Source organism: Streptomyces sp. bgisy027 (assembly GCF_057710365.1).
Genome location: NZ_JBYIVZ010000028.1, coordinates 1 through 19,927, shown reverse-complemented (window position 1 = coordinate 19,927; position 19,927 = coordinate 1). Strand labels below are relative to the sequence as shown.

The window sequence follows — 19,927 nt, the reverse complement described above, 5'->3', positions numbered from 1 at the left end:
AACCTTCCCTCCTACGACCTCAGCATCGTGAACAGGTCGGCTACAAGGCATCTTACCTGCGAGAACGGTGCTCGTTTGTGGCTCGTGGCGCGGTTCTTACCATCACCCCTGGATAGCCTGGGCGACGGGGCGAGGCTCTCGTTGATGAAGCGCAGTAAGTCGGTGTCGGCCTGGGCGCGGCCGTGCAGGCTCAGTCCGCCGCTGCCGGCCTCCTTCGCCGACGTGATCCCACCGGCCGGTCCCCCCTCAGCTTTTCCTGAGGAAGCCCTCAGAGTTCCACCAAGCGGTGGGCCGACGGCATGACCGACGATCGAACAGGTCCTGCCCGAGGAGCCGGTGTCTGGGTTTCCATCCAGGGCCGATCCAGTTGTGCCAGGCACGTGCATGATGTCGCAACCGCACTACGAGAGAGCCGAGAAATGCAGTTCGAGGACGTACGGAGCGAATGGTCGGCCGACCCCGAGGGCTTCTGGGAATCCCAGGCGGCCCGGCTCACCTGGGCGCAGACCCCGGACAAGGCCCTGGACGCCACTGGTGCCGCGTTCTACCGCTGGTTCCCCGGTGGAATGATCAACGCGGCTGAGAACTGCCTGGACGTCCATCTCGCCGAGGGCCGGGGCGAGGCCACCGCGCTCATATTCGACAGCCCGCAGACCGGCACCAAGGACGCCTACTCCTACCGTCGCTTGCACGACGAGGTGGTCGCGTTCGCCGGGGCCCTCGATGGCCTCGGACTGGCCGCCGACGATACCGTCTTGATCTTCATGCCGGCCGCGCCGCAGACCGTCGTGGCCATGCTTGCCTGCGCCCGGCTCGGCCTCACTCACTCGGTTGTCGTCACCTCGGTACCCGTCGCCGTGCTGCGCGACCGCATCGACGACGCCCGCCCGGCGGCCATCCTCACCGCGTCCGGCGGTTTCGACGGCCCGGACGCCGTCGTCTACCAGCCGCTGCTCGAGGCCGCCCTCGCCCAGGCCGACCACCGGCCGCGGCACTGCGTGGTGCTTCAGCGCCCTCAAGCCGGCCGGTGGACACCCGTGCCCGGCCGAGACCTCGACTGGCACGACCTGATCGCCACCTCGACCGCGACCGGGCCGCGGCCCGTCCCCGTGCCATCGGCGCACCCTCTCTATCTGCTGTACACCTCCGGATCGACGTCCCGCCCGAAGGCCGTCACGCGGGACACCGGCGGTTACCTGACCGCGCTGCGCTGGGCCGTCGAGAACGTCTTCGGCGTCCGGGCGGGCGACGTGTTCTGGACCGACTCCCACCCCGGCTGGGTGATGGGCCACTCGTTCACCGTGTACGGGGCGCTCGTCACCGGGGCCACGACCGTCGTCTACGAAGGGTCTCCGGTCGACACGCCCGACCCGTCGGCGTTCCCGCGGATCATCGCCGAGTACGGCGTCAGCGTGCTGTTCTCAACGCCCATGACACTGCGCCGCATCCGCACGGCGTCCCTGGAGGACCGGCCGTTCGGGTCCGGTGGCTCACCGCTGCGCGCGGTGTTCCTGGCCAGCGAACGGGTCGAGCCGGAGCTGATGGACTGGATCGGCGCGTTCTTCGGCTGCCCCGTCGTCGACAACTGGTGGCAGACCGAGACCGGCTGGCCGATCGCGTCCAACTGCCTGGGCCTCGGCCTGCTGCCGGTCAAGCCCGGCTCCGTGGCCCGGCCGCTGCCCGGTTACCAGGTCGAGATCCTCGACGAGGACGGATGCCCGCTCCCGGCTGGGGAGCAGGGCCACGTCACCGTCCGGCTGCCGCTGCCGCCCGGCTGCCTGACCACGCTGTGGAACGACGACGAGCGGTTCGCCGACACCTACCTCAGGAACTTCCCCGGCCATTACGACACCTCCGACGCCGGCCACCTCGACGAGGACGGCTACCTGTGGATCGCGGGCCGCACTGACGACATCATCAACGTCGGCGGCGACAGCCTGTCCGGCCTCGATGTCGAGCACGTCATCGGTGCGCACCCGTCCGTCAAGCGCTGCGCGGTCGTCGCCGCCCCGGACGGCTTCTACACCCAAGTCCCGGTCGCCTTCGTCGTCCAGCGCGACGACACCGACCTCGCCCCGCACCACCTGGCCCGAGAACTGCGCGCTCTGGTCGACGAGCGGATCGGCGCATGGGCCCAGCTGACCCGCTTGGTCTTCGTACGCGCCCTCACCTACACTCCGTCCAAGAAGATCAAGCGTTCCGACCCGCGCGCCTGGCTGTCCACCGGCACCGGTCTTGACGTCCTCGCAGACATCCGTCTGACTTCCGACGCCACTGCAAAAGGGGTGTCGTAGGTGAGCCCAGAAGCCGCCAATAGTTGATCTTGGAGGCGTCAGCCCTTCCGCCGGGCGGCGGGGTCGGGTTCGGCGACGTGCCGGGCGACTGCGTCGACGCCGGGGCGGGCGTACCGCTCCAGAGAGCGGACGGAGGCGTGGCGGGATCGAACAAACAGCGTCGGGGCTGCCGCTGAACGTCCGCGAGTGGACGTGCGAGTGCGGCATCGTGCATGACCGCGACGTGACCGCGGCACGCAATATCCTGGCCGCCGGGCTGGCGGCGTCTGCCTGTGGAGGCGGTGTAAGACCTCAACGGGAGCCCTCCCGGACGGGGCAGTCGTCGGTGAAGCAGGAACCCCAGCGGGCGACCGCTGGAATCCCCCGCCTGTAGGCGGGGGAGGAAGTCAACGGGGGTGTTGCCGTCGCGCGACGAGGGGTCCTCGAAGGTCGTACGGAGTTCGCCGTCCTCGAACCAGTGGAAGAGGTGGATGGGCTTACCGCCGTTGGTCGAGTGCGCCACCACCCGACCGCCCCTCGACAGCGTCTCGGCACACGCGCCCGCGATCCCCAGGCCACCGTCGAAGCCGAGGACGAGTGTCCAGTCGCCGTTCTCGCCCGGCACGCTGAAGGTGCCCGCGACGCAGGACTCGTCCCCGTAGTCGTAGTCCACCTCGGCGCGGTGGGCGTGGTCCGCCTCGATCAGCCCGGCCGTTCCCTCCCCGGTGCCGCGCGGTTCCGCCCCCATCGCGCGCAGCGCTTCGCGCGGGGCCCGCCCCCGTATCAGGGCCAGGGTGTATCCGCTCTCCATCGCATGGCGGAAGACCTGTGAGGTGCGGATCCAGGGGTAGTCGTGCGCGGTCACCGAGTCCATGGGGCGCAGTGTGCCTGATGCCTCTGACAACGCACGGTGCCAGTCGGCTTGCTGCAGCCGGAGTTGGTCCTCCGGTCGCGCCGCCAACGACTCCGAGTACGGCCCCTCCGGCGGCATCCGGACCGCGGACCCCGACCGGGCGCTCGCCGTCGCGCGTCGACCGCGCACCGGCACGGTCAGTCTGAACGGAGCCCCGATGAGCTTCGACGGTGCGTTCGGCGGCTACCAGTCGAGCGGCATCGGCCGTGAGTACGGCAGGGCCGGCTGACCTGCTGCGTCGAGCACAAGACGATCACCCGCAACCGGTAGGCACAGGCCGCCACGGGCGTTATCCGAGCCAGACCTTCACCTTGTCGGGGTGCGCCTCGACCCACTTCTTCGCCGCCGCCTCCGGTGTCATCTTTTCGAGCGCGATGTATTTGGCGACGGTGTTCTGGTCGTCGTTGGTCCAGGTGAAGTTCTTCACCAGGTCGTAGGCCGGGCTGCCGGACTTCGCGAAACGGGTGCTGACGATCTTGTCGAGGTCGAACACCGGATAGTCGCAGGCGACCTTCGCGGGATCGGCGTCACAGCCCGCCGTGTGCTCGGGCAGGTCGATGTGGACCAGCGGCACCTCCGAGAAGAGCCACTGCGGCTCGTAGAAGTAGCCGATCACCCACTTCTTGTTCTTCTCGGCATTCCGGAAGGCCTGGAGCAGGGCGGTCTCGCTGCCTGCGTACACCACCTTGAAGTCCAGTTTGAGGTTCTTCACCAAGGACTCGTCATTGGTCTGGTACGACGGGTCGCCGTCGAGGAGTTGGCCCTTGCTGCCCGACTCCGAGGTCCTGAACTTCGCGGCGTATTTGTCGAGGTTCCGCCAGTCGGTGATGTCCGGGTACTTCTTCGCGATCCACGGCGGGATGTACCAGCCGATGATTCCCTTGTTGCCGGTCGGGCCGAGATTGACCGCCGTCTTCTGCTCGGTGATGTACTTCTTCTTCAGATCGTCGTGGCCCCAGTTCTCCACGATGGCGTCGACCTCGCCCGACTCGAAGCCCTGCCAGCCGATCTCCGCCTTCAGGTCCTTCTGGACGACCTTGCAGCCGAGTTCCTGCTCCGCGACGTGGGCGATGACGGCCGCGTTCGCCTCGTAGCCCACCCATGGGCTGACCGCGAGGTTGAAGGTGCCGCACTTCCCCGGACCGCCGCCCGCCCCGGCGTTGTCCTCGCCGACCTTCGCCCCGCTGCACGCGGTCAGGGTGAGGCCGAGTGCGGCCGCCGCCGCGGCGCCGGAGCGCCGCCTTCTTGCTCGTTGTGCCATGGTCCTGCTCCTTGTGCGCCGGGCGTCTCGCGCCGTGCGGATGGTGGGGACGGTGGGGTGACGGGACGTCAGGTCATGTCCAGAGCGCACCGGAACCCCACGTTTCCGGTGGCCGAGTCCGCAAAGAGGCCCTGCCGGGCGGCGACCCGGTAGCGGCGGCAGTAGGAGGCGTGGCAGAGGTAGGAGCCCCCCTTGGTGACGCGCCGCTGTTCGCCGTGGGAGAGGGAGAACGGGTCCTCGCACCATTCCCAGACGTTGCCGGTGGTGTTGAACAGGCCGAAGCCGTTGGGTTCGAAGGCGTCGACGGGGCAGGTGCCGTACCAGCCGTCGACGGTGGGGTGCCGGTTGGGGAATTCGCCCTGCCACACGTTCATCCGGGGGCGCCCGCCGGGCTCGAACTCGTCGCCCCAGGGGAACACCTTCGCGTGCAGGCCCCCTCGGGCGGCGCGTTCCCACTCGGCCTCGGCGGGCAGGCGTTTGCCGGCCCAGGCGCAGTAGGCGCGGGCGTCGTCCCAGTCGACGTGGATGACGGGGTGGTCGGGCCGGGTCTCCCAGGTGGACTGCGGTCCGTCGGGGCGCCGCCAGTCGGCGCCCTCGACCTGGCGCCACCAGGGGGCGGCCGCCACCGCCCGGGTGGGCGGGAAGTCGTCCGGGAGCAGCCCGGCGAAGACGAACGACCAGCCGATGCGCTCGGCCGAGGTCCGGTACCCGGTCTCGGCGGTGAACTCCGCGAACTGTGCGTTGGTCACCGTGCGGGCGTCGATCCAGAAGGCGTCGACGTGCACCGTGCGAACCGGGCCTTCGCCGTCGGCCGGATAGGCGAGCTCGTCCTGGCTGCCCATGCGGAAGGTGCCGGCGGGGATGGCGACCATGCCCTCGGTCGTCGTCCGGGAGACGGCCGGCGTACGGAGGGTGGCCCGCTGCGAGTCCCGGCCGCCGGACGGGGTGCAGCAGTTCACTGCGCCCCCATCACACGCCGGTGCAGTCCTCCGTCGAACTCGGACGACGCGGCGCTGTCGTCGTCCAGGTCGATGCGGACCGTGTGGATGGTGCCGGTGAACTCGTTGTCGAGGGCGGGGTAGTCGTCGGTCACCGGGGTGCTCAGGTCGACTCCGATGTCGAGGGTCTCGTCGAAGGAGAAGTAGTACGGGATGGTCCGCGCGACCCGTCCGCTCGCGTACTTCTCGCCGTTGACCAGGAGCACGGCGGTGCCGCCCCGGCCGAGGCCTCCGCCGTCGTAGTCGAAGTCGAGGCGGATCTCGTGCCGTCCCGGCGTCAGGGGTCCGTCGCCGCGCACGGTGTACAGGTTCATGCCGAAGTAGTTGTAGGCGTAGGCGGGCCTTCCGTCGGTGAAGTAGAGGCTCCAGCCGCCGAATCGGCCGCCCTGGGAGATGATCACGCCGTCGGCGCCGGTGTCGGGCAGGTCGACGTCCGCGGTGATGCTGTGCGAGCGGTTCTTGACGTTGAGGGTGGTCTCCTCGGTGAACCGCCGCATGCCCGCGCGATACGTGATGGAGGTCCGCTCGCCGAGCAGATCGATACGGCCCGCCATCGCTGGATTCTCGCGTTCCGTGACGCGGTCGTCGAGGGGGAAGACCTGGTACTTGGCCGCCTCGATCAGGAACAGGTCCTGCAACCGGCGCAGTTTCTCGGGATGCTCGGCGGCGAGGTCGCGCGCCTGGCTCCAGTCGTGGTCGATGTCGTAGAGCTCCCAGACGTCGTCGGTGAACCGACGGTCCTTGTCCGGGACCATCTCCCAGGGGATGCCGTGCCGGGTGACCGCCATCCAGCCCTTGTGGTAGATGCCCCGGTTGCCGCACATCTCGAAGTACTGGGTCCGGCGGTGCTCGCTCGCGTCGGGGTCGGTGAGGGTGTGCTGCATGCTCGTGCCCTCGATGGGCTGCTGGGGCACCCCGTCCACGCTGAACGGTGCCGGGATGCCCGCGCAGTCCAGGATCGTCGGGAGTACGTCGATGACGTGCGAGAACTGGTGGCGCAGTCCGCCGCGCCCGGTGACCCCGCGCGGCCAGTGCAGGATCATGCCGTCGCGGGTGCCGCCGAAGTGCGAGGCGACCTGCTTGGTCCACTGGTAGGGGGTGTTCAGGGCCAGCGCCCACCCGGCCGGGGCGATCGGGTAGCTGAGCGGGCCGCCGATCTCGTCCAGGTGGTCGATCATCTCGTCCGGGTCGTCCACCACGCCGTGCCCGAGCCGGTGCTCGACGATCGTCCCCTCGATGCCGCCCTCGCCCGAGGCGCCGTTGTCACCGAGGATGTAGAGGAAGAGCGTGTTGTCGAGTGCGCCGAGTTCCTCCAGGGCGTCGACGAACCTGCCGACCTGGACGTCGGCGTGTTCGGTGAAGGCGGCGAACGTCTCCATGAACCTGGCCGACAGCCGGCGCTGGTTGTCACTGAGGTCGTCCCAGTGGGGCACGCCCTCGGCCCAGGGCGCGAGTTCGGCGTCCGGGGGGACGACGCCGAGTTCCCGCTGGCGTTGCAGGGTGAGTTCGCGCTGGCGGTCCCAGCCGTGGTCGAACCGTCCTCGGTACTTCTCCTGCCAGGTGCGGCCGACGTGCAGCGGGGCGTGTGCGGCGCCCAGCGCCAGGTAGGTGAAGAACGGCCGGTCCGGAGTCAGTGTGCGCTGGGTGCGCACCCAGTCGATGGCGTGGTCGACGAGGTCCTCGGAGAGGTGGTAGCCGTCCTCGGGCCGGCGATCGGGCTCGACGGGGGTGGTGCCCTGGTAGAGCAGCGGGTACCAGTGGTTCATCTCGGCGCCCATGAAGCCGTAGAAGGTGTCGAACCCCTCCCCTGTCGGCCAGCGGTCGAACGGGCCGACCGGGCTGATCTCGCGCGGCGGGGTCTGGTGCCACTTGCCGAAGGCGGCCGTGCTGTAGCCGTTGCCCTGGAGGATCTGGGCCATGGTCGCCGCGCTGCGCGGCCGGAAGCCGTTGTATCCGGGGGCCGCGGTGGTCATCTCGGTGGTGCCGCCCATGCCGACCGAGTGGTGGTTGCGTCCGGTCAGCAGGGCCTGGCGGGTGGGTGAGCACAGGGCCGTCACGTGGAAGCGGGTGTAGCGCAGCCCGTTGTCCGCGAGTCGCTGCGCGGCCGGCATCTCGCACGGTCCGCCGAACGCGCTGGAGGTGCCGAACCCGAGGTCGTCGACGAGCACGATCACGACGTTCGGAGCTCCGTCGGGCGGCGGGACCGGGCCGATGGGGGTGAAAGCGGTCTCCTGGTCGTGCACGTCCATCGCGACCGTCGGCGGGCGGCGGACATCCGGGCGCGGAAGTATGTGCCGTCCCGCGTCGAACTCAGTCATTCAATTCTCCGATTCGATGACCCGGCGGAAGAATCACACCTTCTTCGGGGAAATCGCAGGCTCTTTTCGCAGCCTGAATACCGGCTCCGTACGGCGTTGTCGGGGCCTTGGAAGTGTCCCCGGCCTGCGATGAAGTCAAGGTGTCAGTCGCGGTCGGGGCAGGTCAACGAGGCCGCTTGAATTCGCGTGAACCGGTTTTGAATGACGTCGGTAGAGTTTTTCTATACCTACTGGGTACGTCCGTCCCGGGCGGGTTCCGACGCCAGGTTCACGAACGCCTCGGCGGCCGGGGAGAGTTGACCCGAGCGCCAGACCAGCCGGCCGTGGCGCAGCAGTCGCGGGCGGTGGGACAGCATGCGCGCACCGCGCAGTGCGGCGTCCCGGGCCATGGAGGCGGGCAGTACCGCGGCGCCGACGCCGGAGAGGACGAGCGGCACAATCATCGCGCGGTGCGCGGTCTCGACGGCGATGCGCGGGGCGACGCCGAGCGTGGTGCACACGTCGTCGACGGCCGCCCGGGTCTCGGTGCCCGGCGGTGTCACGATCAGGTCCAGCGCCGCCAGTTGACGCGAGGTGATGGTGTCGCCCGCCGGATGTGGATGGTCGGCCGGCAGTACGACATGCATCTCCTGCTCCGGCAGGTCGATACCGCTGAGGTCCGCCGTGGGCACCGAGGCGTCCACCAGGCCGAGCTCGCACTGCCCGGCCGCGACCATCTGCGCCACGGCGGGCCCACGCTCCGGATCGACGACACGCACGCTGACCTTCGGGTGCGCGCGGTGGAAGCGGCCCAGCATGTCGGCCAGCGGGTCGACCGACAGCGTCGTCTGCGAAACGATGTCGAGCCGGCCACCGCTGAGCCCGAGGACCTCGCGCACCAGGGAACGCGCGGTGGACAGGTCGCGCAGGACCTGCCGGGCCGGCCGCACCAGGGCCTCACCGGCCGGGGTGAGACAGACGCCTTGGGCGAGCCGGTGAAAGAGCTTCCCGCCGCATTCGCGCTCCAGCGTGCGGATCGCGTGCGACAGCGAAGGCTGCGCAACGTGGAGCGCCGCGGCCGCGGCCGTGAAGCCGCCGTGCTCGACGACCGCGATGAAGTACTCCAGCTGACGTCGTTCCATCCGGGTCTCCGTCGGGTCTTCGCGCATCCAGGGGCCACCGCACACACCTGCGCACAAGCGGCACGCACAGTCTGCATCGAGCCGCGGTTCGGTGCAGTGCCGGTTCACCGACAGGACTTTGAACTCGGTGATGACAAAGTATGGACGCGCTCAGCGAAAGTCCCCTACGGTTTCGCTCAACCGCACGAGTACCACCTCTGCGCCCCCGCGCAGTGGGTAACTCGACCGGAGTGCAATCCGGCGGCCTCCGGTCCGTTCTGGAGGACCGATGCATCAACGGTGGTTCCGCCATGCCCGAAGACGCCTCACTCCCCTGCTCCTCGGCAGCTTCCTGATCGGAGGCGTGTGGACAGCGCCCCCGTCCGCCGCAGCCCCCGATGACGTTCCGCCCCAGGAACCGGGAGTGACCCTGCGGGTGTTCGACACCCAGGTCCCGCTCAGCAAGCTGTGCAAGCTCAAGCCGGGGCAGACACCCAACCACGACAAGCTGATGCCGACCGTGGACTGGTCCACGACCGGCGACTTCGGCGGCTTCGCCGACAACTTCTCGGCCGAGGTGTCCGGCTATCTCGTCATCCCCGACGACGGGTCCTACACCTTCCGCCTGACCAGCGACGACGGCTCCCGTCTGACCATCGACGACCGGACGGTCATCGACCACGACGGACTGCACGCCGCCGAGCCCAAGGACGGATCCGTCCAACTCACCGCCGGATCACACCCGTTCCGCATCGACTACTTCGAACGGGGCGGCGAGCAGCGCCTCGCACTGGCCTGGAAGCCGCCGTCCGCGAACGACTTCAGCACCGTGCCGAGCGAGGCACTGAGCACCGACGCCGGGGTGGTGCGGGTCACCGCCCCGGGACGCAAGGAGTGCGAGTCCGGGGCGGACAGCCCGGGCGACGGTCTGCCGCTGACCGACGTACGCCCCGACCTCACCCTCACCGACCTGCGCCCGGACGGCTTCGAGCCGCAGGTCACCGGTATGGACTGGCTGCCCGACGGACGCCTGGCCATCACCACCTGGGGCGGCTCGCAGACGACCACGGGCGAGGCGTACCTCCTCGACCACGTCACCGGCGACACCAGTCGCGACAAGGTGACCGTGCAGAAGATCGCGAGCGGGCTGCGCGAGCCGATGGGCATCAAGTACGTCGACGGCTCGCTGTACGTGTCGCAGAAGCACGAGCTGACCCGACTGGTCGACACGAACCAGGACTTCGTCACCGACGCCTACCGCACCGTCGCGACCTGGCCCTACGGCGGCAACTTCCACGAGTTCGCCTTCGGGCTGCTCTACCGCAAGGGCTACTTCTACGTGAACCTGTCCGTCGCCATCAACTACGGCGGCGCGACCACGACCCCACAGCCGGCACCCGGTCGCGGAACCACGTACAAGATCAGCAAGAAGACAGGGAAGATCCAGCCGATCGCGGGAGGCCTGCGCACCCCCAACGGCATCGGCTGGGGACCCGGCGGCGACGTCTTCACCACCGACAACCAAGGCGGCTGGCTGCCGGCGTCCAAGCTGGTCCACATCAAACAGGACCGCTTCTTCAACCACTACACCGAGCCCTCCGGCCCCTTCGACGACCGGTCGGTGACCGAACCGGTGCTGTGGCTGCCGCAGAACGAGATCGCCAACTCCCCCAGCACACCGCTGTACCTGACCAAGGGCCGCTTCGCCGGACAGATGCTCCTCGGTGACGTCACCTACGGCGGGCTCCAGCGCGCCTATCTGGAGAAGGTGAAGGGCCAGTACCAGGGCGCCGTGTTCCGCTACACGCAGGGACTCGAAGCCGGCGTCAACCGCATCACCATGGGCCCGGACGGTGCCGTCTACGCGGGCGGGCTCGGCGCCGACGGCAACTGGGGCCAGGAAGGAAAGCTGAGATTCGGCCTCCAGAAGCTGACGCCCAACGGCGGCAACACCTTCGACATCAAGGAGATGCGCGCCGTCCCCGGCGGCTTCGACCTGGAGTACACCCAGCCGCTGTCCGGGACCACCGCGGAGAAGCTGGCTTCCCACTACCTGGCCGAACAGTGGCGCTACACCCCCACATCGGACTACGGGGGCCCGAAGATCGCCGAACAGCGGCTCGACGTCCGCTCGGCGACCCTTTCCGAGGACGGCCGCACGGTCTCTCTGCGCCTTGACGGCCTCAAGCCGGGCCACGTCGTCCACGTCCGCTCACCCCGCCCCTTCGCGTCCACGTCCGGCGAGACACTGTGGAGCACGGAGGCCTGGTACACGCTCAACGCCCTGCCGGGCAAGCAGCCGCCACCCGCGACGCTGTACGAGGCCGAGGAGGCACGGCTGACCGGCACGGCCGGAATCAACACCGACCACCCCGGCTACTCGGGCAGCGGCTTCGTCGACCGCTACGCCACCGAGGGCAAGGTCGCCACCACCTTCGACGTCACCGTCCCCCAGGCCGGCGACTACGACGTCAACCTGCGCTACTCCAACGGCCCCAACCCCTTCCAGGGCACCAAGTCCCTCTCCCTGTACGCCAACGGACAGAAGCTCAGACAGACCAAACTCCCCTCCACGAGCAACTGGGACACCTGGTCGACCCGGACCGAACGGGTCACCCTGCGCGCAGGCAAGAACACCATTGCGTACAGCTTCGACTCCGGCGACACGGGCCATGTCAACCTGGACCTGATCACGGTCCACCCGCACGGCGCCCGGATCGCCCTCTTCGACGGCTCCGCCGCGTCGCAGGGGCAGTGGCAGCACACCGACGGACGTACCGTCGAATGGCCGCTGACCGACGAGCAGTCGATGGAGGTGTGCTGCGGCGACCTCCGCACGAAGGACGCCTACCAGGACTTCAAGCTGCACGTGGAGTTCCGCGTACCCCTCCTGCCGGACGACGTGACCGGCCAGGACCGCGGCAACAGCGGCGTCTACTTCCAGGACCGGTACGAGCTTCAGATCCTCGACTCCTTCGGTGACACGACGCTCGACACGAACGAAGCAGGCGCGATCTATCTCAAGAAGGCTCCGGACGTCAACGCCGCCACAGCGCCGGAGACCTGGCAGACGTACGACATCACCTTCCGCGCGGCCCGCTTCGACGCCGACGGCACCAAGACTGCCGACGCGCGGGCCACCGTCGTCTGGAACGGCAAGAAGATCCACGACGACATCACAATCGACGGCCCGACCGGCGGCGGCCGACCGGAAGGACCGTCGGCCGGGGCGATCCGCCTCCAGGACCACGGCAACAAGGTGCGCTACCGCAACATCTGGGTGGAGCCGCTGAGCTAGAAGGAGCGGCAAGAGACTGCGTGGAGCCGCTGAGCCAGGAGAAGCGGCAACGAGAGGGGCGCGCCTGCGCAGCCACGTAGGCGCGTCCTCACCTCGAATTCCACGAGCCATCCGACCGAAGTCCGACCAGGATGTGCCCGTGAACCCCGTCCTGCACGGACTCGCCGCCAACCCGTCCCTGCCACCCGAACTGATCGACCGGCTCATCACCATGGCCGACCTCGACCTCAGCAGCGAGCTCGCCACACGCACGGACCTCACCCCGACCCAGCTGACCACGCTGGCCGCCCGCGGCGACGAGATCGCGGTCCAACTGGCGTACGAGGGACGGCTGACCGCGGACGACATCGATCCCGCCGTCCACCCCTACGCCGCGCTCGCCCTGCTCGACGAAGGGGCCGGCCGCCAGGAGTGGACACCCTTCCTGGCAACCCACCCGACCACCCGGATCCGCGAGAAACTCGCCGCCTGCCCCGACCTGCCGCCCGACGTCGTACGGACACTCGCCGCCGACCCGGACATCAAGGTGGTCGCGGAACTCGCACTGTGGACAACCGGCGAAACGCCCGCCAGGCTCGCACGGCACCCGCACGCCGAGGTACGCCGCGCGGCTGCGGCCAACGACTCGACGCCACCGGCTGTGCTGGAAATGCTCATCACCGGGGAAGGGCTCGCGCCGGCGCGGCAGTGCCTGGTCTGCGACCGCGAGGAAACACCGTACGTACATGAGTGGTCCTGCCCACGGCCCGAGTGCGATCTGCCCGCGGGCGCCGCCTGCGACGGCTCTCACCAGTCGACCGTCCACGAGATCCAGCGAATGGCGCTGCTCAACCCCACCACCCCGATCGACGCCGCCGTCCGCTTCGCCGATCACCCCTCCATGCTGCTGCGCAGCGCCCTCGCAAGCCGACCGGACCTGCCGCCGGGCCTGGGCGCGCAGCTCGCCAAAGACCCCATCCCCGGGGTCCGGGCCGACCTGGCCGAGAATCCCGCGATCGACGATTCCCTGATCCGAACACTGGCCGCCGACCATGGCCACGACGTGCAGCGCCGACTGGCCCACAACCCCAACGTGCCGCTCGACGTGCTGGCCGACCTGGCGCGGGCGACCAGGATCGGTTCCACCCTGCTGCCGCGGATCGCCGCTGCCTCCCCGGACGAGACGGTGCAACTCGCCGTCTCACCCGATCCGGCCGTACGGATGCTCCTGGCCCAACGACGCGACCTGCCGGCCGCTATCCGCGACGCGCTGGCCGTCGACCCCGACGCCAAGGTGGCCAAGTCCGTCGCACCCCACCCGGGCCTCTCCGACACCCTTCTGCGCACCATGGTCGCCCGCCACGGAGTCCAGGTGGTGGCCGGAGTAGCGGCCAACCCGGAAGCCCCGCCCGCCCTGTTGGCGGACCTGACCCGGCATCAGCCCCCGGTGCGGAAGGTCTTCCGCGAGGTCGCCCGGCACCCCCACGCGCCCGCTCCCGCGCTGCTGGCCTGCCTGACCGATGAGCACGCCCGCCCGCTGGCCGCCGCTCACCCGAATCTGCCCCCGCCCGTCATCGCGGAACTGCTCACCGACAACGACGACCGGGTGGCGGAGGCGGCAGCCTCCAACCGCTCCCTTGCTCCCACCGTGATGTCAGTGGCATCCCTTAGGTTCGTCCCATGAGTTCCTCTCTGAGTGTCTACCTGCTCGATGTGGCCGCGACGCGCGCCCTCGTCGGATCCCGCAACGATCAACTCCTGGAAGTGATCAGCGGCAGTTTCGGCGACGACCTGGCTCGCGACGACGACTACTTCAGCTACGAGATCGAGCAGGGCGCCCCCAGGGCGTACGAGGCACTGCGGGCGGTCGTCCACGGCGGGCCCTTCAGCGACGACGAGGACCATGCCTTTCAGTACGGCTATGCCTACAAGCGGCTGTGCTCACTCACCGGCTCGTTCCTGGACAACAGCAGCTTCACACCGCATCGCGGGGACTGGCTGTCGGTCGTCGACCAGGGCTTGAAGGCCCTCGGCATCACCGCGGTGTCCGTCGAGGAGTTCGGCTACAACGGTCTGCCCTCACCTCTGCCGTACACCTTCACCCCCGGCTGCGGTGAGTGGACGCCCGGTCAGATCGCCCAGGCCCTGGAGCAGTTCGAGGCGACCAAGCGCGCGGTCGACGAGTCGGGCGAAGCACCGCCGTTGGAGCCCGAGGTCGTCGACGCCGTCATGCAGTGCATCGGCTGGATGAGGCACGCGCAGGAACGACCGGGGTTCGGGGTCATCGGTTTCCGTTCCTGACGCCGGACAGAGGGCTGACCGCCTGGGGTGTCCATTCCCGTCCGCGCCAACGCACTGGACCGCGCCGACACCAGCAGTACCAAGCCCGTGCGGGCCCGGCGAAGCAGGCATCGTGCGCGACCCCGCGCCGTCTTGTCCTCGCTACTTGGTGACCATCAGGGTTGCGTGACCCGCAGGTGCCGTCGCTCCGCCAGTTCCTGCGCGCTCACCACCGTCAGAATCGGCGTTCCCGGCGGCGCGAACATCGTCACCACCAACTGCGACTGCGCATCGGGAAGATTGTTGGCGCCCTGGTAATGGATCACATCGCCCCCGGGCTCGAACAGGGCCTCGCCGGCCTTGAGCACCCGGGGTTCCTGCCCCTCCAGCTCGAAGAGGATCTCGCCCTCGGTGACGTAGCCGAAGACCGGCCCGGGATGCCGGTGCGGCGGCGCGCCGGGATCGCCGGGCACGAGGGTGACCCGGATCGTCCTGGCCTCGGCGCCCGCCGGGATCCAGGCCGCCGCCTCGGATCGCGTCGAGATCACCTCGACGCCCGGCGGCACCTGCATATGCTCAGCACTCATCTCTCGCCTCCAAACAAGGACTGCTCAGAGCAGGGACAAGACAGCCTCCCCATCTGTGACAGCACGGCCGCGCCACCCTGGCTGATCTACGCGCGCCGGAACCCGTGGCTCCGCTCCACCTTCGCCACATGCAGGGTGTAGCTCTGGTACCACTCGGCGCGCCCGCGCTCCTGCGCCGCACGGTGCTCGGCGTTGGTACGCCACTCCGTGAGTGCCTCGGCATCGCGGAAGTACCCGACGGTGATGCCCAGCCCGCCAGGAGTCTGCGCGTGGTCCATCCCGAGGAACCCAGGGACGCCCTTCACCAGCTCTTCCATGCGCGCGTTGGTCTCGCTGTAGCCGCCCTGTTCCTGGGTTCGCACAGTGGTGAACACCGCCACGTAGTAAGGGGGTTCATAAGCCTCGACCGGCATGACAGGCGCTTCCGAGTGATCACTCATGGCACCCACCGTAGCGCCGAGCCCGGCACCGCGCGCAGGACCGCTCCAACTGCTGCGACCCGAAGGAAGGTACGCAGGTCGCACGCAACAATCCGGGTGTGTTCCGCAGGCCGATCATGGCATGCTCCCGGCATGCCGCTCGTTGACGTGTCACCCAGGGTGTCCATCGCCTACGAGACCTTTGGCGACCCTGGTGACAGCCCCGTTCTGCTCGTCATGGGCTTCGGTGCCCAGATGATCGCCTGGCACGAGGACTTCTGCCGCGCGTTGGCCGACCGCGGGCGTTATGTGATCCGGTACGACAACCGCGACTGCGGGCTGTCCACCAGGTTCGACGACCACCCCGTCGACATGGGGAAGTTCATCGCAGCCGTGAGCTCGGGCGACATCCCCGCCGCCCTCGCGATGGTGCCCTACCGGCTACAGGACATGGCCGACGACGCCCTCGGCCTCCTCACCGCACTCGGCATCGAACGCGCTCACGTCGTCGGCGCCTCGATGGGGGGAATGATCGCCCAGACCATCGCCATCGCCCACCCCGAGCAGGTGGTGACCCTGACGTCCATGATGTCCTCGACCGGCGAGAGCGACTACGGTCAGCCCGGCCCCGAAGCGCAAGCGGTGTTGTTCGCCCCGAAACCGGCGGACCGCGAGGGCTACGTCGCGGCGGCCGACAACGAACTGGTGTGGGCCTCCAAGCGCTACGGCGACACAGAGGTGCTCCGTGAGCTGGCGGCCGACAGCTACGACCGCGCCTACTACCCCGCCGGCATCGCCCGACAGCTCGGAGCGATGATCCTCAGCGGCTCGCGCGCGGACGCGCTCCGCGAACTCCGCGTGCCCACGCTGGTGATCCACGGCCTGGACGACACGCTGATCGACCCCAGCGGCGGGCAACGCACCGCGGAACTGGTACCCGGCGCCCGACTCCTCCTGGTCCCCGACATGGGCCACGACCGCCCACGCGCACTCTGGCCCCAACTCCTCGATGCCGTGGAGGCCCATACCGGCTGAGGCCGACGGGCCGGCCGAGCGAGGTGATGTCCTCGTCCGACCCGCCCGTGCGCCGCTAGAGGTCGAGCTGATGCTGGTGTGTGGTGTGCGTGGGTGTGTAGCCGAGGCCGTCGTTGATGCGCCTCATGTGGGTGTTGCTGTCGGCGGTGTCGGTCAGGAGGCCGACAAGGTTCGGATAGGTGCCGCGCGCCTGTCGGATCGACTCGGCTTTCATCCAGCGGCCGAGGTCGTGGCCGCGGTGTTCGGGCAGTACGCCGGTGCCGTAGTGCTGGGCGTCCCCCGTGCCGTCGGCCGGGATGACGAGTTCGGTGAATCCGGCGATCGAGCCGGTGACGGTGTCGATGGCGACGACGGTGTGCAGATGGTCGCCGCGCTGCTCGACGACCTTGGCCACGGCTCGGACGCGGTCCACGTCCCAGGTCACGGTGCCGTAGTCGGTGTCGTCCATGGGCATGTCGTCCATGGCACGACGTGAGGCGGCGAAGGTGTGGGCGAGGTCGTCGGGGACTGTTCCCTGCCAGTGGGCCAGTCGGTAGCCCGGATGCGGTCGCTCGGTGATCTCGGTGAGAGCGGTGGGGTTCACGTCGGCCAGTGGCAGGCGGGAGTACCGCAGGGTGAGGACCTTGCGGAAGCCGCGCGCCGCCAGGAAGCCGTCGCCGGGCGATCCGGCGTCGGCCTGCGCTGTGACGCAGCGTCGGCCGGCGTCCCGGGCGCTGGCCACGGCAGCGTCGAGGAGCCGCGAACCAACCCCCTTGCGTCGCTCGGCGGGATGGACCTGGAGCGTCAGCTCGGCCAGGTGCTCCTGTCCGGGATCGGTGAACAGGCGTAGAAAGGCCGTCCCGAGCGGGATGGAGGCGGCATCGGACGCCAGCCAGACGAGCGACCGGCTGCGCGGCCCGTCGTCGGGGTCGGTCAGTGGGGTGATGCGCAGTGACAAGGTGTCTCCGTCGTGAGGGGGTAGCAAAGGTCGATACGCGGGCTGAACTGCTGGGCACTCCTGCGCATGTGCTCCACACCTCCTCGTCGACAGTGCCGGTCCGGGGACGCAGCGGACGGCTCGGAGAATCTAGTTGGCGCTTCGTTGCTCGGCAACTGAATTCCCCAAGGGCCGGAGGCCCAGCGGCAGCGCACCTGAAGCCCACCGGCGTGCCCGGTGGTCCCTAGCTCCCCGCCACGCTCCGCCAGAAGTCCCGCATCAGCAGTGTCGGTGTCGGGCTCGTCATCCCCACCTGGGTCAGCATGATCGCGATCGTTCCCGTGGCCGGGACGACGTGTGCCGTCGTGCCGGTGCCGCCCACCCAGCCGTAGCGGCCGGGGACGTTCCAGGGGTCGGCCGGGGCGACGTCGACCTGGCCGCCGTAGCCCCAGCCTTGGCCCTCCAGGAAGAGCGTGGCGTCGGCGCGCTGCTCGGCCGTGAGGTGGTTGGTGGTCATGCGGCTTACCGAGGTGGCGGTGAGGATCCGGTGGCCATTGCTCTCGCCGCTGTTCAGCAGCATGCGGCCGAAGGCCAGCCAGTCGTCCGCCGTGGAGACGAGGCCGCCGCCGCCCGAGTGGAAGCGCGGAAGGCGGCTCCACAGCCCGTCGGGGGTATCCGTCAGTTCCGCAGGGCCGTCCGCGGTCGGGGTGTAGAGCGAGGTGAAGCGGTGCCGCTTCGACTCGCTCACCTCGAAGGCCGTGTCCGTCATGCCGAGCGGCTCGAAGATCCGTTCCGCGAGGAAGTCGGGGAGCGTGCTGCCCGACGCACGGGCGACCAGGATGCCCTGGAGGTCGGACGAGGTGCCGTACAGCCAGGCGTCTCCCGGCTGGTGGAGCATCGGTACCTGCGCGAGGAGGCTCAGCCAAGTGTCCGCGTCGGGCCAGTCCTGGAGGGCGCGGCCGTCCTTCTGCACCGTGAACAGGGACTGCACGGCCGGGAGCGAGAAGTCGGAGGGGAAGCCCCAGCCGGTGCGGGAGCTGAGCAGGTCTTCGACGGTGATCGGACGGACCGCGGGGACGACGTCCTCGACGGCGGCTTCGGGAGTGCGCACCACGCTCGGCTTCGCGAGCTCCGGCAGCCATTCCTCGACCGGCGCCTCCAGAACGAGCCGGCCTTCCTCCACCAGCATCAGAACCGCGGCCGCCGTGATCGGCTTGGTGATGGACGCGATCCGGAAGAGCGAGTCCCTCGCTATGGGGGCGGTGCCGTCGAAGTCCACCGAACCGACCGTCACCACCTCCACGTCCTCGCCACGGGCCACGAGGCCGACGGCGCCCGGCACCGTCCCGTCGTCGACGTACCGGTGCAGGGTCTCGTGCAGAGCGCTCATCGGGCGGCCTTCCGGTCGAGGTGGTCGTAGGGTCTACGACTGTCCGGCCGCCGGAAACTCATCGGCCGACCCAGCGGTGATATGCGTCCATGTCGACGTTGCTGCCGCACACGATGGTGACCACGTGCCGGCCGGCGAAGCGGTCACGGTCCTCAAGGAGCGCCGCGATGCCGAGTGCGGCCGACGGTTCGACGACCAGGCCGGCGTGGTCGAGCAGCATCCGCATACCGGCGGTGATCGACGCCTCCTGGACCAGGACCGCGTCGTCGGCGACCACGAGGAGGTCGTCCAGGACGGCCGGGATCGGGCATCGGCCGGCGACGCCGTCAGCGATGGTGTCGGTCGAGTCGGTGATGACGACACGCCGCCTGTGCCACGAGCGGGTCATCGCCGGTGCGCCCTGCGGCTGGACGCAGATCACCTCTGCTTCGGGCGCCAATGCCTTCACCACATGCCCCACCCCGGTGGCGAGCGCGCCGCCGCCGAGGGCGATCAACACGGTGTCGAAGGACGGCACGGCTTCCACCAGCTCCAGTCCGACGGTCGCCGCGCCCTCGCAGGTCTCGATGTCCAGGCTGTCCTCGACCAGCCGAATGCCCTCGCGACGGGCGATGGCCGCGGCCCGCTCGCGCGCCATCTCATGGTCGCCGTCCACCAGTTCCAGCGTGGCGCCCAGTGCGCGGATGCGATCAAGCTTGGCCGCGGTCGCGAAGCGGGACGCCACGACGGTGACGTCGAGACCACGACCGCGGCCGGACCAAGCCAGAGCCTGGCCCAAGTTGCCCGCGCTGGCACACACCACGGCTCGCGGGCCCTGCTCTGCGAGCCGGCTCGCGACCACTTCGGTGCCGCGCCCCTTGAAGCTGCGGACCGGGTTCGCCGTTTCGAGTTTGATGCTCACCGTGCAGCCGAGGGCGGGCTCCAGCGCCTCGCAGCGGTACAGCGGCGTGTCGAGAAAGACCGGGTCGATCACTCGGCGGGCTGCCCTGATCCGGGCAGTGTTCAGGCGCGTCTCCTGCACGACACAGGAGCCTAGCGCCGTCGGCATTCGGGAAGGTCACCTCCGCTCGGGCTCTCGTGACCCAGCGCACACCGTCCGCAGCGATGACTTTGGCGGCCTTCACCGGTCGAATGATCGACACCACATCAACGGGCAGGAA

14 protein-coding genes and 3 pseudogenes are annotated in these 19,927 nt (G+C 69.3%); 7 read left to right on the top strand and 10 right to left on the bottom strand.

The genetic code is table 11. The features are described from left to right. The first annotated feature begins 419 nt into the window (after positions 1–419). Together AC3ETA_RS26980 and AC3ETA_RS26975 are read left to right on the top strand one after the other, a co-directional pair. The gene (locus AC3ETA_RS26980) at positions 420–2,294 is read left to right on the top strand and encodes an AMP-binding protein (RefSeq protein WP_432195497.1); all 1,875 of its coding nucleotides are present in this window, start codon (positions 420–422) and stop codon (positions 2,292–2,294) included. Between the two features lie 166 nt (positions 2,295–2,460). Further along, a pseudogene (locus AC3ETA_RS26975) lies at positions 2,461–2,667 on the top strand (zinc ribbon domain-containing protein); the annotation flags it as partial. Between the two features lie 54 nt (positions 2,668–2,721). Here the strand turns inward: AC3ETA_RS26975 and AC3ETA_RS26970 are convergent. Continuing rightward, a pseudogene (locus AC3ETA_RS26970) lies at positions 2,722–3,084 on the bottom strand (DUF6461 domain-containing protein); the annotation flags it as partial. Positions 3,085–3,223: 139 nt separating this feature from the next. Between AC3ETA_RS26970 and AC3ETA_RS26965 the strand changes: the two are divergent. Next, positions 3,224–3,456, top strand: a pseudogene (locus AC3ETA_RS26965) (aldehyde dehydrogenase family protein); the annotation flags it as partial. Between the two features lie 19 nt (positions 3,457–3,475). Here AC3ETA_RS26965 and AC3ETA_RS26960 read toward each other — a convergent pair. The 4 genes from AC3ETA_RS26960 to AC3ETA_RS26945 form a co-directional block, all read right to left on the bottom strand. Further along, positions 3,476–4,447 (bottom strand): ABC transporter substrate-binding protein, encoded by a 972-nt coding sequence (locus AC3ETA_RS26960; protein ID WP_432195496.1) that lies wholly within the window; start codon positions 4,445–4,447, stop codon positions 3,476–3,478. Positions 4,448–4,515: 68 nt separating this feature from the next. Beyond that, entirely contained in the window at positions 4,516–5,319 is an 804-nt protein-coding gene (locus AC3ETA_RS26955) for a formylglycine-generating enzyme family protein (RefSeq protein WP_432195573.1), read from the bottom strand. 83 nt (positions 5,320–5,402) lie between these two features. Next, a complete protein-coding gene (locus AC3ETA_RS26950; RefSeq protein WP_432195495.1) occupies positions 5,403–7,763 on the bottom strand; it encodes a sulfatase-like hydrolase/transferase in 2,361 nt (786 codons plus the stop codon). Positions 7,764–7,990: 227 nt separating this feature from the next. Beyond that, on the bottom strand, positions 7,991–8,884 hold the full coding sequence (locus tag AC3ETA_RS26945) for a LysR family transcriptional regulator (protein ID WP_432195494.1): 894 nt from the start codon (positions 8,882–8,884) through the stop codon (positions 7,991–7,993). 268 nt (positions 8,885–9,152) lie between these two features. Between AC3ETA_RS26945 and AC3ETA_RS26940 the strand changes: the two genes are divergently transcribed. The 3 genes from AC3ETA_RS26940 to AC3ETA_RS26930 all read left to right on the top strand — a co-directional run bounded on the left by AC3ETA_RS26940 (position 9,153) and on the right by AC3ETA_RS26930 (position 14,441). Then, a complete protein-coding gene (locus AC3ETA_RS26940; protein ID WP_432195493.1) occupies positions 9,153–12,161 on the top strand; it encodes a 3-keto-alpha-glucoside-1,2-lyase-like domain-containing protein in 3,009 nt (1,002 codons plus the stop codon). Positions 12,162–12,300: 139 nt separating this feature from the next. Continuing rightward, on the top strand, positions 12,301–13,824 hold the full coding sequence (locus tag AC3ETA_RS26935) for a hypothetical protein (protein WP_432195492.1): 1,524 nt from the start codon (positions 12,301–12,303) through the stop codon (positions 13,822–13,824). Further along, entirely contained in the window at positions 13,821–14,441 is a 621-nt protein-coding gene (locus tag AC3ETA_RS26930; RefSeq protein WP_432195491.1) for a DUF7691 family protein, read from the top strand. Before AC3ETA_RS26935 ends, AC3ETA_RS26930 begins: the two co-directional genes overlap by 4 nt. A 155-nt stretch (positions 14,442–14,596) precedes the next feature. Here the strand turns inward: AC3ETA_RS26930 and AC3ETA_RS26925 are convergent, their stop codons facing one another. Together AC3ETA_RS26925 and AC3ETA_RS26920 are read right to left on the bottom strand one after the other, a co-directional pair. Next, positions 14,597–14,992, bottom strand: coding sequence for a cupin domain-containing protein (locus tag AC3ETA_RS26925; protein ID WP_432195490.1), 396 nt, complete (start codon positions 14,990–14,992; stop codon positions 14,597–14,599). 101 nt (positions 14,993–15,093) lie between these two features. Continuing rightward, entirely contained in the window at positions 15,094–15,447 is a 354-nt protein-coding gene (locus AC3ETA_RS26920; protein ID WP_432195489.1) for an antibiotic biosynthesis monooxygenase family protein, read from the bottom strand. A 132-nt stretch (positions 15,448–15,579) separates the two neighbouring features. On the opposite strand from AC3ETA_RS26920, the gene AC3ETA_RS26915 reads away from it, so the two are divergent. Continuing rightward, positions 15,580–16,461, top strand: a complete 882-nt coding sequence (locus tag AC3ETA_RS26915; protein ID WP_432195488.1) for an alpha/beta fold hydrolase — start codon at positions 15,580–15,582, stop codon at positions 16,459–16,461. Positions 16,462–16,516: 55 nt separating this feature from the next. Here the strand turns inward: AC3ETA_RS26915 and AC3ETA_RS26910 are convergent, their stop codons facing one another. The 3 genes from AC3ETA_RS26910 to AC3ETA_RS26900 all read right to left on the bottom strand — a co-directional run bounded on the left by AC3ETA_RS26910 (position 16,517) and on the right by AC3ETA_RS26900 (position 19,788). Next, complete coding sequence (locus AC3ETA_RS26910) at positions 16,517–17,398, bottom strand: GNAT family N-acetyltransferase (RefSeq protein ID WP_432195487.1); 882 nt, start codon at positions 17,396–17,398, stop codon at positions 16,517–16,519. 223 nt (positions 17,399–17,621) lie between these two features. Continuing rightward, positions 17,622–18,767: a serine hydrolase domain-containing protein gene (locus tag AC3ETA_RS26905; RefSeq protein WP_432195486.1), complete on the bottom strand. Its 1,146-nt coding sequence runs from the start codon at positions 18,765–18,767 to the stop codon at positions 17,622–17,624. 58 nt (positions 18,768–18,825) lie between these two features. After that, on the bottom strand, positions 18,826–19,788 hold the full coding sequence (locus tag AC3ETA_RS26900) for a threonine ammonia-lyase (RefSeq protein ID WP_432195485.1): 963 nt from the start codon (positions 19,786–19,788) through the stop codon (positions 18,826–18,828). Between the last annotated feature and the right edge of the window lie 139 nt (positions 19,789–19,927).